The sequence below is a fragment of the Metamycoplasma subdolum genome (genome assembly GCF_033546815.1).
GTDB lineage: Bacteria > Bacillota_I > Bacilli_A > Mycoplasmatales > Metamycoplasmataceae > Metamycoplasma > Metamycoplasma subdolum.
This window is the reverse complement of record NZ_CP137846.1, coordinates 368,425-384,966: the sequence shown is the minus strand read 5'-3', so window position 1 is coordinate 384,966 and position 16,542 is coordinate 368,425. Positions and strand designations below refer to the sequence as shown.

The following is a 16,542-nucleotide window of genomic DNA, read 5'->3' as shown; positions in this document are numbered from 1 at the left end:
TTTTTGATTTTTTGTGTATTTTAAGTATTCAAAATCATTCTAATCTTTCTATAAAATGACTACAAAAGAAAATAAAAAGTTGATTTTATAAATCAACTCTTAATTAAATTTTTTTAATCATTTTAAGTATTCTTCATCTTTGATATTTGCGAATATATTATTTAGTTTTTCTTGTGTTTCTTTATCTACTTTCGGCATGTAAGGATTAAATGAAACTATCAAAGCACCTTTTTTAGATGAATGCAAAATTGAAAAACCATAATTATCTAGTCTAATTGATCCGTTCAAGGGCATATTTTTCTTAAGTTTTACCTTTTTATTTCCTCAAGGAGTTGGTATTTCAATTTCTTTTTCAAGCAAAATATCAACAATAGAAATAGGAACTGAAAGACCAATATCGTTGCCTAATCTTTGATAAAAAGGATGAGATTTTATTTGAATTAAAATGTAAAGATCTCCCTCGCTATTTTTTGAAGGTATTCCTCAGCCAGCTAGTCTTAAACTTTGACCTTCAATAATTCCAGCGGGAATATCAATTGTTTTTTCAACATCTTCTACTAAATGTCCCTTACCTCTACATAAATGACAAGTCTTTAAAATTTCTTTACCGGTCCCGTTACATGTTGAACACATCATAACTGTAGAAAAAAAGCCAAGAGATTTTTGAATTTTTCCGCTTCCGCGACAAGTTGAACATTTTTTAATATCGCTTGGACTATCAGCAAGTGTTCCTTTACAATGTGAGCAAAGTTCATACTTTTTGATTTTTATAGTTTTACTTGCGCCTTTGCATGCTTCTAAAAAATCAATTGTAAGTGTCATTTGTAAATCTTTGCCACTATTTTCATATTGACTATTTGAAGAATTGAAACCGAAAAAGTCGCCAAATCCACCAAATCCTCCGCCATCAAAAGCATCTTGAAATTGTTTGAAGAAGTCTGAGAAAATATCTTCAGAATAATGAAAACTATTTGGGTCAAAAGCTTGGTGACCGAACTTATCATATTTTTCTCTTTTGCTTGCATCAGATAAAACTTCATAAGCTTCGCTAACTTCTTTAAATTTTTCTTCAGCGTCTGGTTCTTTATTTCTATCAGGGTGATATTGCATTGCCAATTTACGATATGCTGATTTTATTTCTTTTTCAGTTGCATCTTTACTAATGCCTAAAACTTCGTAGTAATCTCTTTTTTTCTTTTCCATAATAAAATAATTTTAGCACAATAAATTTAAGAGTGCTAAATTTTATAAATCTTCTTTCTGTAAAATTGCAATTCTTTCTTTGCCGTTTATGTCATTCAAAATCGTTGCGTTTGGATAGTTGTCTTTAATATACTTTGCTGAGTTAAAATCGATTTCAAAAATTAGAATTCCTTCATCATATAAGTAGTTTTTCGCATTTTTCAAAATCTTTTCATATTCACTTATTGCACTTTGTTTTCCAAACAGTGCACGTTTTGGTTCATACTTTAAACTTACAGGGTATTCTTTATTTTTATCAAGATATGGAGGGTTAGAAATAATTACATTAAATTTTCCTTCAACATTTGAAAATCAATTTGATTTATAAATTTTTACATCTAACTCGTTATACTTTGCATTTAAAATTGACTGTTTAATTGCAGCATTTGCAGAGTCAACCATTTCTACAATTGCTCGCTTATTTTTTCTAATTGCAAGTCCAATAAAACCTGAACCGCAACCTAAATCAAGAACTCTTGAACCTTCATCTATAAAATGATAAGCAACCAAAATTACTTCCTCTGTTTCATAACGGGGAATTAAAACATTGTATCTTAAATCAAGATAAACATTTTGCATTACTTGGAATCCAATAATTTTTTGAACAGGAACATCTCTTTTTAGTTGCCTTAATTCTTTACGAGTAATATAAGGCTCAAGATCGTATCTTCTTTTTTCTCTTAATAAAACTTCTTTTTCTATCACTTAGTACCCTGCTTCTTTAATTTTTTCTGCTTTTTCAAAAGCAATTAAAGCATCAATTATTTTATCAAGTGAACCTTCCATAACTATTTTTAACGAGGTTGAAAAACCAATGCGGTGATCAGTTACTCTATCTTGCGGATAGTTATAAGTTCTAATTTTTTCACTTCTATCGCCAGTTCCAGCAAGTTTTCTCATTCCACTTTCTTCTTCATCTCTTTTCTTGACTTCGAGTTCGTAAAGTTTTGATTTAAGAATTTTTAAAGCGGTTTCTTTATTAGTTATTTGACTTCTTTCATCTTGAGACGTTACTACAATTCCTGTTTTCTTGTGAATTATTCTAACTGCAGAGTCAGTAGTGTTAACTGATTGACCGCCTGCTCCTGATGAACGAAAAACGTTAACTTCAATATCTTCAGGTTTAATTTCAATATTAATAGTATCATCAATTTCAGGGAGAACTGTTACTGTGGCTGTTGAAGTATGAACTCTTCCTTGAGTTTCAGTTTGAGGAACTCTTTGAACACGATGAACTCCTCTTTCAAATTTAAGTTTAGATCAAACTTTTTCACCTTTAATAGTAAATACTATTTGTGAAAATCCACCAGCTGTACCATATGTTGAATCAACAATTTTGATTTTGAAGCCTTCGTTTTCACAATATTTTTGATACATTTTAAAAAGATCACCTGAAAAAATGTTTGCTTCGTCTCCACCAGCGGCACCGCGAATTTCCATAATAACGTTTTTATCATCATTTTCATCTTGAGGAAGTAGAAGTTCTTTTAATTTTTCTTCAAGTTTCATCATTTTTTCTTCTTGAATTTCAATATCTTCTTTTGCTAGTGTAATTAACTCTTGATCTTTTTCATTATTTAAAATATCTTTTGAAAGTTTAAAAAGCTCTTCAGAGGCTAAAAATTCCTTGAAGGTAGTAGCAATTTCTTCAATTTTGCTTGCTTCTTTATTAAGTTCTTGATACTTTTTAATATCATTAAACACTTCTGGTTCAGTCAATTTTTTTAAAATTTCATCATGTCTTGACTTGATTGCAAGCAATGATTCATACATTGTTTTTTCCATAGTTTTTTATTATATCAAAAATAGTCACTTTTTGACTTGACAGATGCGTTTTTATTATAAAAAAGTGAGTAAAAATTTAAAAATAATTTATAATAAATAAAGCAATTTGCCGTCTTAGCTCAGGGGCAGAGCACTTCCATGGTAAGGAAGGGGTCGCTGGTTCAATTCCAGTAGACGGCACCATTTCAAGAAATTGTCCAAAGCTAGAAATCAATTTATTTTAATTGCAAAAAAAGACTTGAAGTTTGTTTTCAAGTCTTTTTATTCAATTTCTTCATAGTAATAAGAAATGTCAATTCCTTTTATAAAAAGTTCTCTATTATTAATCTCAAAAGTTAACGCATTTTTAAGTAAATTTTTAATCTTGCTTATATCATTAGGGCTTTCTATCATAGCTTCTAGATAATCTGATTTTTCAATTTTTGATCAATCAATGCACATATTGATTCTATTTATTAATAATAAGTCAAGTCAAATTCTTGTTGCTCGTCCGTTTCCTTCCATGAATGGATGAGCAATATTCATTTCCACATATTTATCTACAATTTCATCAAAATTTGAATCAGGCATTTTATCCAAATCACTTAAAATTTGCGGTAAAAAATCACCATTTGCGAACGTAAAATTTCCTTTTGAAATAGTTTTGGTTCTAATTTTTCCAGCGAAATTATAAAGTCCTTCAAATAAATATCCATGTATTTTTACTAATGAAATAGTTTTTCCAATTTCATCATCATTGACTAAAGTTGTTTTGTATAACTCATATGCTTTTCTTCTGCTTTGTTCATCTATAGAATCATTACTGCCTTCTAATCATTTTTTAAATTTTGCATATGAATTTGATTTGAGTATAAATCCAAGTTCTTTGATTCCATTTTCACAAATAACATCAGAATTATATTTTTTGCCATCAGTTGCAAATAATTTAAATTGCTTGCAAAATTTTAGTAATTGGCCATTTCTTCTTTTTAAAGTGTTTCAAAGAATTCTTGGATTTTTAGAAGCTGAAATTATTTGAATAATATCTACTGCTGAATATCATCATTTACTATTTTTATAGTCTCAAATTGCTCTAACAGGTTTATTCAAAAAAAATCTAATCGAATGTTTTATCATAAAAAAATTATAGCAAAGAAATTTCAGTTGTAAACAAATTGCAAACAACTGAAATTTCAAATTTCACCTTTATTCATAAGTAATATTGAAATAGTCTAAATATTTTTTTACAATGTCTTGTCCGTGTAAATAAGTGTCAAGTAGTAATTTTTTTCTTGATCTCAGTTACTTAATCCGTGATAATAAAACATTGTTTCTTTATCAAGAATAATAAACGGCACAATATTATTTTAAACATTCTTTAATTGCAATGAGCCTCCCCAATCTTTCGTTCCAATCTTGAAAGGGATGAATTTTCACAAAACAAACATGAAATTCAATAATTTCTTCAAATGTATGTTTATTCTTTTTAATGTATTTTCTAATAGTTTTTTCATATCTTCATTAACTAATTTAGGATGAACCGTTTCAATGTTTCCAACAGTATTTGGCTCTCTTTTATAGTTACCAATTGAAAATATTGGAATCTTTGACTGTGCAATTCCGCTTTTTAAAATTTTATGAAGTTCTTTAATAAAAGATTCACTCAATTCACAATTACAAAAGCCAATCACACGATCAATCGCATTGAAATGATTTATTATTTCTAAAATATCATCAACTTTATTAATCTTATTTTCAAAGCCAACCAATCTTGTTTCAAAGATAAATATGGTTTCTTCATGACTAAGCTCATTTACTTCCATGTGATTTGAATTAAAAATCATATCAATTTGAAATTTATGATCGATACCATTTTTAATTAAATGTTTTTTCTCAAATCTTAATTTTTCTAGTAAGTAATTTTTTTTATTCCTTTTTACCGTTTTTTTAGAATCATATAGAATTATTCAAGATCCATTTACTAAAGTTGCATTCTTTATCTTTACTAAAGAACAGTAATTTCTTATGCTTCTTTCAGATAAATTTCATTTAATTGAAGCCCATTTTAAAGTCATAATTCTTCCTTAAATAATTAGAAATTATTCGGCAACAAACGCAAAACTTTAGCAAGTTTTATAGTTCTTGCCGAAGATTTTGTTGCATTTTTTTGTTAAGCTCTCAAAACTAAATTAAAGAAAAAGAACGCTTTTTTGCGTTCTTTTTTCATATGGCAGGGGATGTAGGAATCGAACCCACGTCAGAAGGTTTGGAGTCTTCAGTTCTACCATTAAACTAATCCCCTAAAGATTAATAAAATATCTCTTCTTAATAAATTCTAATATTCTTTAAAGTTATTTATTGTTTAAATAATGTTTTTTGTTTAAAAAAAATGAACCAAAAGGTTCAAATTGTCATTGACATATGGCAGGGGTAGCAAGACTCGAACTCACAACACACAGGGTTGAAGCCTGTTGTTCTACCATTGAACTATACCCCTACTTTTTTTCAAAGTTGCCATTTAATCCCTCCAAATTGATCCACGGATTTCTAGATAATCTTTGGACTTTTATTTTTTTGTTTTCTTTTATTGGTTTTTCTAAAATCCAAGCATAATATTTTTTACTTGGTTGATTATTAACAATTTCAAAATCCTTATAGGCATCATTGTGCCAAACAACATATTCTTTAAACGATATTTCTTTTACATCAGTTAAAGTCACATAGCCTTTAATAAGATGAGTTTTAGAATCGATTATTGCTATTTTTCCTCGAATATTTGTACTATATGACCTAGCATCATATGATTTAAAGCCATCAAGTATTAAACTACCGTATGGCTCTATCATAAATAGTCCATACATTAAATTTCAGGATTCCTTCCGTTGTACATATCATCAATAAATGATTTTGTTTTAGAATAAGATACATCTTTTTCATCAAGCTTATTCTCTTTAAGCCAAGTTGCAGGAACCTGTAATCTGCCTGAATTAGCATTAAAGTTAGCGGACCAATTTCGATGGTCTTGTTTATGTCCACGAGAAAAATCAATCTCTTCTAAGCAATATCCGCCAACACCACTAACCATAATTTTTCTTTCGCCATCTTTTTTAGACATACCAAAATCATAGAAAGACTTTAGGAGCATATAGCATTTTTCTTGAGCAGGGTTAGTTGAAACATAATCGTTATGTAAAATATTAATGGCTGCAACGGCATTGTTGGCTGAGCCATCCTTTTGAACTTTAATATTAATCATTACAAAGATTCCATCATAATTAGCAAAGCAATCATAACTCGAATTGACTGTAGATTGTCCTGATAATTTATGAATTACAATGTCATCTACTCCATTATGATCTTTTGTATAGATTTCTAATTTAGATGTTATGAATTCTTCCATAATAAATCCAGTTGCTGTGGAAGTTTCTATACAGTTATTGGTGCTTGTCAATAGATTGTACTCTTCAAGTCTTAATAACAACTCATTACCATAAACTTTGAATATTTCTTTTAAATAAGAGCTTACTTTCTCTTTAACAAACATTATTTTTTCATAGTAAGTTTTCATATTATTTACTCCATTCATCATATGATTTTAATATTGCTAATCCTATTGCTTTACCAAGCAAACAAGGAACTGCATTACCGATTTGAACTAATTGCCATTTTTTAGAACCACTAAATATAAAATTTTCTGGGAATGATTGTAATGTTGCTAACTCTCTTGGAGTCATAACTCTATTAAGAATAGGATGAACATTTACCCCACCGTGATTTTCTTTTACTGTACAAGATGGTTTATTCCAATCAACCTTTTTCCAAGCATCGCTATAATTTCCATATAAACTTTTACCGATAGGGATTGCTTCAAGTCTCTTTTTCATATCATCACTTGTCTTTGAAAAAATATGGTTGATTGAAATGTTTTCTGGCATATCGACATATTTTTGTAAAACATCGCCTACAGTAATATAGTTAGATTCATTATAAATTGGTTGTGGATGATAATTTGTAGCACCTACCCTATTTCCAATAAAAATAACTCTATGTCTATATTGTGCAACACCATAATCAGCACTATTTAAAACAGTAACATTAATATCATATCCAATTTCTTTATAGTCGCTGATGATTTTCTCTTCTATCTTTCCGTCCATCATTGAACGCAAACCTTCTACATTTTCCATTAAAACAAATTCAGGTTTAATTCTTTTAACAATTTCAAGCATATCCAAATATAAAGAGTTCCTAGGATCAGCAACAATTCTATTACCCGCCATACTAAATCCCTGGCAAGGGAAACCACCAGCAATTAAGTGAACGTGTTTATCTTTTACCGAATCAACTAGGTCTTGCTTAATTTTTTCCTCTCTTATATCTCTATCTGAAACATTTTCTTTAAATCCTTTTATCTTAGAAAAGTTTGATTTATAAGTATCAACAGCTTGTGGCATTATTTCTACTGATCCAACAGGCATCATACCAGCCATAGTTAATCCACAAGACAATCCACCTGCTCCAGTAAACAAATCAATAAAATTAAAATCTCTAATTTGTTTATTATTAGCCCAACCATCTATGTTTTTCATCTCATCAGATATATCTATCCAATTGATAATATCATTTTTCTTTTTTTCTTTATTAATTTTTGATGATTTAGAAAAATCAGCTGATTCCAAGAATGAATTGTATTTTTCATCCATCGTTGTTTTCCATTCGTTATAATCTTCTTCAGTAATAAGTGTTTTATTCCCTTTTTTATAACTTTTTAAAGAGCCACTTGCTACTTCTCTTCTAACAAACTTAACAGTTTTACCAGTAAGTTCTGCAATTTCATTAATTGAGTATTCTTTCATAATAAATTCCTTTCTATTCATCAACTTCAATCTTATATTCTTTAAACATAGGTGCTAATTTTCTTTTAATTTTCATTGTTGGTTCATATATACCAGATTCCCAACGATTAACAGTTCCAAAGGTTACTCCTAAAGTTTCTCCGAATTCAGTCTGAGTTAAATGTAAATAGGTTCTTAATTTTTTAATAGCATCTGAATATTTCATCAAAAACCTCCTATTTGTATATAGCGTAATTATATCACTTTTTACTCGCATTGTCTATTCATTTAGCAAATATAAAAGTATACTTTTTTTATAAAAATAAGGCTTTCGGTAAATTGTAGACCTTTCGGTAAATTGTAATATCTGAAGATAAAATAAAAACTAGAACAGCTGCTGCAAAACAATCAATTCTAGTTATAAATAATTGGCAGATAGGAAGAATTGTCCTATATGCAAAAGAAAAAAGGATGACATCTATTGTATCATCCTGACTTTTCTTATATGGCAGGGGATGTAGGAATCGAACCCACGTCAGAAGGTTTGGAGTCTTCAGTTCTACCATTAAACTAATCCCCTAAAGATTAATAAAATATCTCTTCTTAATAAATTCTAATATTCTTTAAAGTTATTTATTGTTTAAATAATGTTTTTTGTTTAAAAAAAATGAACCAAAAGGTTCAAATTGTCATTGACATATGGCAGGGGTAGCAAGACTCGAACTCACAACACACAGGGTTGAAGCCTGTTGTTCTACCATTGAACTATACCCCTACTTTTTTTCAAAGTTGCCATTTAATTTTAACAAAAAAACAAGCCTTAGCTTATTTTTTGCCCAATTAATTTAATCACATCACCAACTGTTTTAAGATTCATAAGTTCATCATCAGTGATGCTTATTTGGAATTGTTCTTCGCATTTTGATACTAAAATAACTAGATCTAAACTATCTATTTTTAAGTCACGAATAATGCTTTTTTCATCAAAAGGAACTTTGGTAAGTTCTTTGATTTGATTAAATACCATTTCCTTAATATTCATGCATTAATTATAGAACATTAGTGCTAATTTTATAAGTTCTAAATGCTTTTTGTGAATTATTTGCTCAAATAAAATTTAATAAAACATTTTGGTCATTTATTACTTCAATGTTATATTTGATAACTCCGTTTTCAACTAAAATTTTAGCCAAAATATCATCAACAATAAATTTAATCATTTCTTCATCGATTCATGCTTGATTATTTCTAAAGTTTAAATGATCATAATAGTCAGCTTGATTTAAAGTTGGGAAAACCAAATTTGAGTTAATTTCTTCTTTTTTATCTGAGGTGAAAATACTTTCAGCTTCTGTTTCTTTTATTTCTTTTTCTTCTTCAGTTTCTTTGCTTTTGTTTTCTTGATTTTCTTTTTCTGTTTCTTTTATTTCATTTTGTTTGTTTTCTATGTTTTGTCTATCTTGCTTCTTTTTTCTTAAAACCATGACTGTTGTAAGACCAGCAATAGTTCCGAGAGCAATTAAGCCGATTGAAGTTGCAAGAAAAACTTTTTGTTTTGTTTTCATTTTACCTTTCAGCTTCTATTTTGTTTGTTAGCGAACTAACAGTTAAGTTTTCCCATTTTTTGTATGGTTTTAATTGCAATTTTTCCGATTCTATTTTTAGTTTTATTAGTCCTGATTCAACATTGAAAAACGGTTTTGCGATTGCTTGATTATATGTTACTTTAAAACCCTGCAAACCTTTGCCGAACTCAACCTTCATTTGATTAGTTAAAGTTCCGACAAAAGTTAGAGGAATAATAAGACCTAAACTAGTTCTTGCATCGCTTGGAGAAATGATTGTTTTCTTAGCTTTTACATCATAGAAACTACTACTTGAATATTGAATAGATTTTCTTGAATCTAAAGAGTTTAGAAAAATCTCATTTTTCCCTTCAATTAAGTCATTTTTTGTTCCGTCATCACTTACAGTTATTGCAGATGTATCTGATTGATTTAAGTTTGTTTGAACACTACTTGAGTTGGTTCATTTTTTGTACATATGAACATTAGCTAAAGCAACATTGTTTTTAGCTAGTTCAAATTTCTTTGGTTCAATTAGAAAGTGTAATTGACACATGCTAGAATTTGTTGCGACTGAAGCATCTAAATTGCTTGCTTGTGTAAAAAATCTAAGTGATAAATCAGTCATAATTTTGAAGCGTAAAGTTTCATTGCTTATTATGTAATTTTTGTTCAAAAATCCTGTATCAAAAAAGTAAGTAAAACGCATTAATTTTCTTGCTTCATTTAATTTGCGTCCAAAGTGAGACCCTATTTCAAAATTCATGTTTTTTAAATCGTTGAAGGTGAAATTTTTAAAGCCTTCTTTTTGATTTACAATTGCTTGAAAAACATGACCTCTTGTACTTTGAAATGAGTAGTCTAACGATATTATCTTGTTATTAATAGTTGAAATTAAAAAAGGATTTTTGATTTGATTTGAGAAGTTTTGTCATACAAATTCTAGTAAAATTTCATCACTATTTACTAGCCTTCTAATATTCAGAATTATGTTTTCACTTCCAGTTGAAACTGATCAATCATAAACTTGTTTTTCTACACGATAGTTTACTTTTTCTTCAGCATCAATTACTCTATTTTCCTCATATGCTACTTGATTAATAATATTCATTGATAAACCTCATAAATAAATTTGTTACATCGTTTAATTTTTTGTAGTAAGTTCCTTTTGACCAATGACTTAAATATCATTCACCGCTACGGTTTTTAAAAATATAGTTTTCTAAGAAAATTGTTTTTGCATCGTTGTCTAAATTTTCTACAAAATGATTTAAAAATCCGCTGCGTTTTTCGCCATTATTTTTATAGCGAAAACTGTCTTCTATTTTTGCATAGTTGCAAAAGCTTTCAATAAATCTTCTTTTCTTAAAAAGTGATTCACTTATTTGCTCGTTTATTTGTTCCATATTTTTCCTCCAGTCTCATTTTCAATTAAAAAAAGCTGAATTTTTTAATTTTGAGACTTTTAAATTGCATTATTAATTAATAAATTAATAAAAATTTTTCAAACTCTCAGTTTTTAAAATTGTTTATAATCTTTGAAGGTAAAATATGGAAAAAGATGAAGAATTAGTTAGAATTCAAAAGTTAATTTCAGAGCTTGGATATTCTTCAAGAAGAGAAGCTGAAAAACTTATTTTGGCAAAGAAAGTTAAAGTTGATGGAATTTTAGCTCAAATTGGGCAAAAGGTTTTGCGCACTTGCAAAATTGAAATTAATGGTAAAGAACTAAAAAACTTTGTAAAACCAATTTATATAGTTTTAAACAAACCGGCTAAAACTATTTGTAGTTTGAAAGATCCTGAAAAAAGAAAAACAATTTATGATCATATAAGAATTAAAGATTATTGTTACTCAATTGGAAGGCTTGATTGAGATACAACAGGAATCATTTTGATAACAAATGATGGTAAATTAGCAAGTTTTCTTTCACATCCAAGTAGTGAGATTGAAAGAAAATACTTAGTTAAAACAGATGAGAGTTTAACCTTGGATGAAATTATGTTTCTAAATAGCAATAAAGTTATTTTAGAGGGCAAAAAGTCAACCCAAAAGATAGTATGTGTCGGGCAAAATAATTATGAGGTTATCCTTAAAGAAGGCAGAAATCACCATGTTAAAAAGCTTTTTGAACTTGTAAATAAGCCAGTTAAAACCTTGCATAGAAAATCATTTTCATTTATAAGTGATAAAGGGTTAAAAGTTGGTGAATTCAGAAATTTAACAAATGATGAAATAAGAAGACTTAAAAATTTAAAGATTATAAAAAAATCAGCCTAATGTAAGAGAGGGCCGATTTTTGTTTTAGTATTTTGAAATTATTTTATTTGTTATTGTTTTAGCTGCAATTGTTCCATCATTTGCTGCTGTAACAATTTGTCTAATTTGTTTTTGAATAACATCACCTGCAGCGTATACATTTTCAATAGTTGTTTCCATATTTTCATTAACTTTAATGAAACCTCTTGGGTCCAAAATTTCTTTTTGACTTATGAAATCAGTTGAAGGTTTAAAGCCAATGTAAGGGAAAAGTGCTGCCATTTTCATGTGCTTTAGTTTGCAATTTTCTTCAAACTCAATTTCTTCAAGTTTGTCCTTGCCAATTAGTTTTTTAATTTGGCTTGGTTTGTGGATAGTAACATTTTTATGTTCTAAAAGTTGATTTTGGATTGTTTTTTCAGCAATTATTTTGTCGCGAACAAATATGTGTACTTCTTTAGCAACATTTGCTAAAAATGCACCTTCTTCAAATGCACTGTTTCCGCCACCAATAATTCCGCAAACTTCATTTTTATATAAACTTCCATCACATACTGCACAATAAGAAACGCCACGATGATTGAAGGTGTGAATATTAATTATTTCTTCAGGAACTAGGCTTTTCATCCCAGTTGCAATAATTAAAGCTTGTGAAAAATATTTGTCGCCATTTTCTAAATTAACTTCAATTAGATTATCTTTTGTTTTTGAAAAGTTTACAACTTTTCCAAAAATCATTTTTGCACCATAACTTTTTGCATGATTTAAAAAGTTAGTTGCAAGTTCAAAACCAGAAATCTTTTCGATTCCTGGATAGTTTTCAACTTTTTCAGTTTGTCCAATTTTGCCTCCAGGCAAAGTTGATTCAATAAAAGCATTAGATATATTTTGTCTTGAAAGGTAAATTGATGCACTTAGTCCTGCAGGCCCAGAACCAATAATTAAAACATCATAGTGACTTTTAGTCATATTTTCCTTTCCTAAGCTTTGATTCTTACAGCATTTTTAGTTTTTTCATCTAGAATAGGTTTTACTTTTTGTTTAGGTTCATAAACTATGAAGTAAAAATATTTTCAGGTTTTTTCATTTTTGAACATTGGAATTTTGTAAACGTTGTAATTCAATTTCATTACAAATTCAAACATAATAATCATTACAAGACCGGTCACAATATAAAGGGCAGAAATTACTTTATAGATTGTAAAGCTTTCTTCCCGCAAAGGTTCCATAGCAAAACGAATAATTCCATAGTAAAGAACGTAGATTCCACCAGTAGTTCCTGGACGAAGTCAGTTGTATAAGTTTAAAATTCAAACAATAATTATATAAGCAGTTAAGTTAAACATTGATTCGTATAAAAATAGTGGGAAATGGTAAGCTCCATTTATATACATATGTTCTCTAATTAGTTCGGGTAGAAGGCGGAAAGCTAAACTTGTTTCACTAAGTTCACGTCCATAAACTTCATGGTTAGCAAAGTTTCCTCATCTTCCAATCGCTTGTCCTATTAAAACGGCAGGCAAAATAATAGACATTGCTTTTCTTAAATTGATTTTTTTGCCGCTTTTTCCAAAGCTAACATACATGGTACAACAAATTGAGGAAACAATAACCCCACCATGAATGGAAAGACCACCCTCTCATATGGCATAAAATCTTTTGACAGTTTCTCAATTTCCAGCAAAGGCTTGTTGCAAAATAAAGAAAAGTCTTGCTCCAACAATAGCAGTAGGAAGTCCAATTAAAACTAGAATTGTTAATTGTTCTAATTTATATTTTTCTCTTCTTCAGAAAAAATAAACAGTTAAAATTGCAGTCAGCATTCCAAGCATCATTGTAAGAGAATATACATAAAAAGGACCAATCTTTAAATGCACGCCAGCAAAATCAACTTTTTCGCCTACTTTTTCAATAGTTTCTAGCATTTTTTCTCCTAATTAATTTAATAAGTTAATTATATTATAAAAATTTTATTACTAAATAATAAGTAACAAGATTTTTAAACCTTTTTAAGCATTTCTTTTAGATATTTTGCGGTGTAAGAATAAGGGTGATTTGCCACTTGTTCAGGTGTTCCTGATACAACAATTTCACCCCCACCTTTTCCGCCATCAGGCCCAAGATCAATGATATAGTCAGCACATTTTATAACATCCAAATTATGCTCAATTACAACAACAGTGTCTCCTCCATCAACAATTTTGTTTAAAACGTTTAAAAGATTTTTAATGTCATGTGAATGAAGACCAGTCGTTGGCTCGTCAAGAACATAAATGGTTTTTCCAGTTGGTTTTTTCTGTAAATAAGTTGCAAGTTTTATTCTTTGAGCTTCACCACCAGAAAGTGTTGTTGCTGATTGACCTAAAGCAATATAACCAAGTCCAACGTGTAAAAGCATTTCAAGTTTTTCACGGATTTTTGCTCTTTGAATAAAGAAAGCATGTGCTTCTTCAACAGTCATATTTAATATATCACTAATGCTTTTTCCATGATATTTAACTTCTAAAGTTTCTCTATTATATCTTTTACCATCACAATGGTCACAAGTTACATAAACATCAGGTAAAAAATGCATCTCAATTCTAATAACTCCATCGCCTTCGCATTTGTCGCATCTTCCGCCAGGAACATTGAATGAAAAACGACTTTTTGTATAGCCTCTAATTTTAGATTCTTCAACGCTTGCAAACACGTCTCTTATGTCATCAAAAATTGAAGTATAAGTTGCTGTGTTTGAACGTGGTGTTCTTCCAATTGGACTTTGTGTAATTTGAACAAGTTTGTCAACATTAAATTGACCAACAAGTTTTTCATCGCTTCTAATATCATAACTTGCCGAGTTTAAAAACTTGTTGATATTTGATACAAGTTCTTCATTGATTAAACTTGATTTTCCTGAACCTGAAACACCAGTTACACAAATGAATTTTCCAAGCGGAAACGTTGCTTCAATATTTTTTAAATTATTCCTTGTACAATGCTTAATTTTAAGAATTTTACCATTGCCGCTTCTTCTATATTTTGGAACCTCAATTTTGAGTTTTCCGGACAAGTAATTCCCAGTAATACTTTCTTCGCATTTAGCAATATCATCAGCAGTTCCAGTTGCAATAATTTCTCCGCCATGTACACCAGCAAATTTTCCAATATCAACAATAAAATCTGCTTCTCTAATAGTCTCTTCATCGTGTTCAACAACAATTAAAGTATTGCCTAAAGAAACCATATGTTTTAGTGATTGTAAAAGTTTGCGATTATCTGCTTGATGAAGTCCTATTGAGGGTTCGTCCAAAACATATAAAACACCAGTTAAATTTGCTCCAATTTGTGTGGCCAATTTTATTCTTTGAGCTTCGCCACCACTAAGAGTTTCTGCTCTTCTATTTAAGGTTAAATATTGAAGTCCAACGTTGATCAAAAAAGTCAAACGATGTTTAAGCTCATTAATGATTAATTCAGCGATTTCTTTTTCAATTTCAGTTAGCTCCAATTTATTAATTTTTTCATTTATTTCTTCTATTGAAAGATTTGACATTTCAAAAATATTTAAATTAGCAACTTTAACTGCCATTGCGTATTTATTGAGTCTTTGACCCTTGCATTCTGGGCAAGTGTGCTCCGTGAAATATTTCTTTAATCAATCACGAATATCTTCACTTTTAGTTTCATTAAACTTACGATAAATTTTTTCACAAACACCTTCAACGTGTTTAACTTGGTCATAAACAATTCCACCAGTTGATTTTCTAATTATGTGTAAATCTTCAAGTGAACCATTTTGAATTATAAAAAGTTGTTCTTCATCTAATTCGCGAATTGGAACATTACGTGGAATATTGTAATGTTTTAATAAAAATGAAAACTCTTGTCATTCAAGATTATCTGTGTCCATGAAATTTGCATAATATTTTAATGCTCCATCATTAATAGTTAAATTTTTATCAGGACAAACTAAGTCAAAGTCAACTTGTTGTAAAAAGCCAAGACCACGACAAGTTAAACACATACCACTTGGCGAGTTGAAACTAAAAAGTCTCGGTTCAATTTTTGGCATTTCAAAATCGCCATGTTCACAACTATGGTAAATTGAAAAAGTTTGCCTTTCTTTGCCAAAAACTTCTACAGTAACAAGACCGTTGGCCATCTCTAGTGCAACTTCAATCGCTTCAGCAACTCTTGATCTTGTTTCTTCCGACAATGAAAATCTATCAACAATTACAGAAATATTTCACTTTTTGTTTTTATCAAGTTCAATATTATCTTCAAGATTATAAATATCATTGTTTATTTTTACCCTTATATAACCATCCCTTTTAAGTTTTGCCAAAAGTACTTGATGACTTCCCTTTTGATTGATTATCATTGGAGCTAATATAAAAAGCTTGCTACCTTCTTCATTTTTATAAATTGAATTGATAATATCTTTGGTTTTCTGAGCTGTTATTTCAATTTTATGATTTGGACAGAACGGATGACCAATTCTTGCATATAGTAATCTAAAATAGTCATAAATCTCTGTAACAGTTCCAACGATTGATCTTGGGTTGTTGTGAGTTGTTTTTTGTTCAATTGATATTGCTGGACTTAGTCCTTCAATAACTTCAACATTTGGTTTCTTTGTTCCGCCCAAAAATTGTCTTGCATAGTTTGACAAACTATCAACATATCTTCTTCTGCCTTCTTCATAAATAGTATTAAAAGCTAGTGAAGATTTTCCAGAACCACTTACTCCAGTAAAAACAACAAACTTATCTCTAGGAATTGTTACATCAATATTTTTTAAATTATTTTCTTTTGCACCTTTAACGATAATTTCTTTCATACTTTAAAGTATAAAGACTTTTTATTTCTTAAGTTTAATTAAGATAATAAAAAAA

The 16,542-nt window shown here is 29.2% G+C and carries 17 protein-coding genes and 5 tRNA genes; 2 read left to right on the top strand and 20 right to left on the bottom strand.

Annotated elements, in window-relative coordinates; translation table 4 throughout:
* Positions 1 to 99 precede the first annotated feature (99 nt).
* From R9C05_RS01750 to prfA, 3 genes are read right to left on the bottom strand one after another with little or no spacing between them, the layout of a single operon-like run.
* Positions 100 to 1,203 carry a DnaJ C-terminal domain-containing protein gene (locus R9C05_RS01750; RefSeq protein ID WP_121941005.1) on the bottom strand — a complete coding sequence of 368 codons (1,104 nt, stop codon included), beginning with the start codon at positions 1,201 to 1,203 and terminating at the stop codon, positions 100 to 102.
* 42 nt (positions 1,204 to 1,245) lie between these two features.
* Positions 1,246 to 1,947 (bottom strand): peptide chain release factor N(5)-glutamine methyltransferase, encoded by a 702-nt coding sequence (locus R9C05_RS01745; protein WP_121941006.1) that lies wholly within the window; start codon positions 1,945 to 1,947, stop codon positions 1,246 to 1,248.
* Positions 1,948 to 3,027 (bottom strand): peptide chain release factor 1, encoded by a 1,080-nt coding sequence (gene prfA, locus R9C05_RS01740; protein ID WP_121941007.1) that lies wholly within the window; start codon positions 3,025 to 3,027, stop codon positions 1,948 to 1,950.
* Between the two features lie 108 nt (positions 3,028 to 3,135).
* Here prfA and R9C05_RS01735 point away from each other — a divergent pair.
* Positions 3,136 to 3,210 (top strand) — tRNA-Thr (locus tag R9C05_RS01735).
* A 78-nt stretch (positions 3,211 to 3,288) separates the two neighbouring features.
* On the opposite strand, the gene fic is transcribed toward R9C05_RS01735, so the two are convergent.
* The 14 genes from fic to R9C05_RS01665 all read right to left on the bottom strand — a co-directional run bounded on the left by fic (position 3,289) and on the right by R9C05_RS01665 (position 10,812).
* Entirely contained in the window at positions 3,289 to 4,116 is an 828-nt protein-coding gene (gene fic, locus R9C05_RS01730; protein WP_318613897.1) for a protein adenylyltransferase Fic, read from the bottom strand.
* A 252-nt stretch (positions 4,117 to 4,368) separates the two neighbouring features.
* Entirely contained in the window at positions 4,369 to 4,464 is a 96-nt protein-coding gene (locus R9C05_RS02930) for a Fic family protein (RefSeq protein WP_404810264.1), read from the bottom strand.
* A 770-nt stretch (positions 4,465 to 5,234) separates the two neighbouring features.
* Positions 5,235 to 5,308: transfer RNA gene (locus R9C05_RS01720), tRNA-Trp, on the bottom strand.
* A gap of 120 nt (positions 5,309 to 5,428) precedes the next feature.
* Positions 5,429 to 5,503, bottom strand: a tRNA-Trp gene (locus tag R9C05_RS01715).
* Positions 5,502 to 5,852 (bottom strand): ASCH domain-containing protein, encoded by a 351-nt coding sequence (locus R9C05_RS01710; RefSeq protein ID WP_170141516.1) that lies wholly within the window; start codon positions 5,850 to 5,852, stop codon positions 5,502 to 5,504. The genes R9C05_RS01715 and R9C05_RS01710 overlap by 2 nt, the downstream gene beginning before the upstream one ends.
* 14 nt (positions 5,853 to 5,866) lie before the next feature.
* Complete coding sequence (locus tag R9C05_RS01705; protein WP_318613896.1) at positions 5,867 to 6,595, bottom strand: UpaP162 family type II restriction enzyme; 729 nt, start codon at positions 6,593 to 6,595, stop codon at positions 5,867 to 5,869.
* Positions 6,576 to 7,862, bottom strand: coding sequence for a DNA cytosine methyltransferase (locus tag R9C05_RS01700; RefSeq protein ID WP_121940515.1), 1,287 nt, complete (start codon positions 7,860 to 7,862; stop codon positions 6,576 to 6,578). The genes R9C05_RS01705 and R9C05_RS01700 overlap by 20 nt, the downstream gene beginning before the upstream one ends.
* Before the next feature lie 13 nt (positions 7,863 to 7,875).
* Entirely contained in the window at positions 7,876 to 8,067 is a 192-nt protein-coding gene (locus R9C05_RS01695) for a helix-turn-helix transcriptional regulator (RefSeq protein WP_241857062.1), read from the bottom strand.
* A 280-nt stretch (positions 8,068 to 8,347) separates the two neighbouring features.
* A tRNA-Trp gene (locus tag R9C05_RS01690) sits at positions 8,348 to 8,421 on the bottom strand.
* A gap of 120 nt (positions 8,422 to 8,541) precedes the next feature.
* Positions 8,542 to 8,616, bottom strand: a tRNA-Trp gene (locus R9C05_RS01685).
* Positions 8,617 to 8,661: 45 nt separating this feature from the next.
* Entirely contained in the window at positions 8,662 to 8,883 is a 222-nt protein-coding gene (locus tag R9C05_RS01680) for an acyl carrier protein (RefSeq protein WP_121940685.1), read from the bottom strand.
* Positions 8,884 to 8,890: 7 nt separating this feature from the next.
* Complete coding sequence (locus R9C05_RS01675) at positions 8,891 to 9,406, bottom strand: MHO_1590 family protein (protein WP_121940686.1); 516 nt, start codon at positions 9,404 to 9,406, stop codon at positions 8,891 to 8,893.
* Between the two features lies 1 nt (position 9,407).
* Complete coding sequence (locus R9C05_RS01670) at positions 9,408 to 10,517, bottom strand: MHO_1580 family protein (RefSeq protein ID WP_121940687.1); 1,110 nt, start codon at positions 10,515 to 10,517, stop codon at positions 9,408 to 9,410.
* On the bottom strand, positions 10,504 to 10,812 hold the full coding sequence (locus R9C05_RS01665) for a hypothetical protein (protein ID WP_121940688.1): 309 nt from the start codon (positions 10,810 to 10,812) through the stop codon (positions 10,504 to 10,506). The genes R9C05_RS01670 and R9C05_RS01665 overlap by 14 nt, the downstream gene beginning before the upstream one ends.
* Before the next feature lie 145 nt (positions 10,813 to 10,957).
* Here R9C05_RS01665 and R9C05_RS01660 point away from each other — a divergent pair, with 145 nt between their 5' ends.
* Positions 10,958 to 11,686 (top strand): pseudouridine synthase, encoded by a 729-nt coding sequence (locus R9C05_RS01660; RefSeq protein ID WP_121940689.1) that lies wholly within the window; start codon positions 10,958 to 10,960, stop codon positions 11,684 to 11,686.
* A gap of 24 nt (positions 11,687 to 11,710) precedes the next feature.
* Here R9C05_RS01660 and R9C05_RS01655 read toward each other — a convergent pair whose 3' ends face one another.
* The 3 genes from R9C05_RS01655 to uvrA all read right to left on the bottom strand — a co-directional run bounded on the left by R9C05_RS01655 (position 11,711) and on the right by uvrA (position 16,487).
* The gene (locus tag R9C05_RS01655) at positions 11,711 to 12,634 is read right to left on the bottom strand and encodes an NAD(P)/FAD-dependent oxidoreductase (RefSeq protein WP_121940690.1); all 924 of its coding nucleotides are present in this window, start codon (positions 12,632 to 12,634) and stop codon (positions 11,711 to 11,713) included.
* A gap of 11 nt (positions 12,635 to 12,645) precedes the next feature.
* The gene (lgt, locus tag R9C05_RS01650; protein WP_121940691.1) at positions 12,646 to 13,590 is read right to left on the bottom strand and encodes a prolipoprotein diacylglyceryl transferase; all 945 of its coding nucleotides are present in this window, start codon (positions 13,588 to 13,590) and stop codon (positions 12,646 to 12,648) included.
* Positions 13,591 to 13,664: 74 nt separating this feature from the next.
* Entirely contained in the window at positions 13,665 to 16,487 is a 2,823-nt protein-coding gene (gene uvrA, locus R9C05_RS01645) for an excinuclease ABC subunit UvrA (protein ID WP_121940692.1), read from the bottom strand.
* Positions 16,488 to 16,542: the final 55 nt, after the last annotated feature.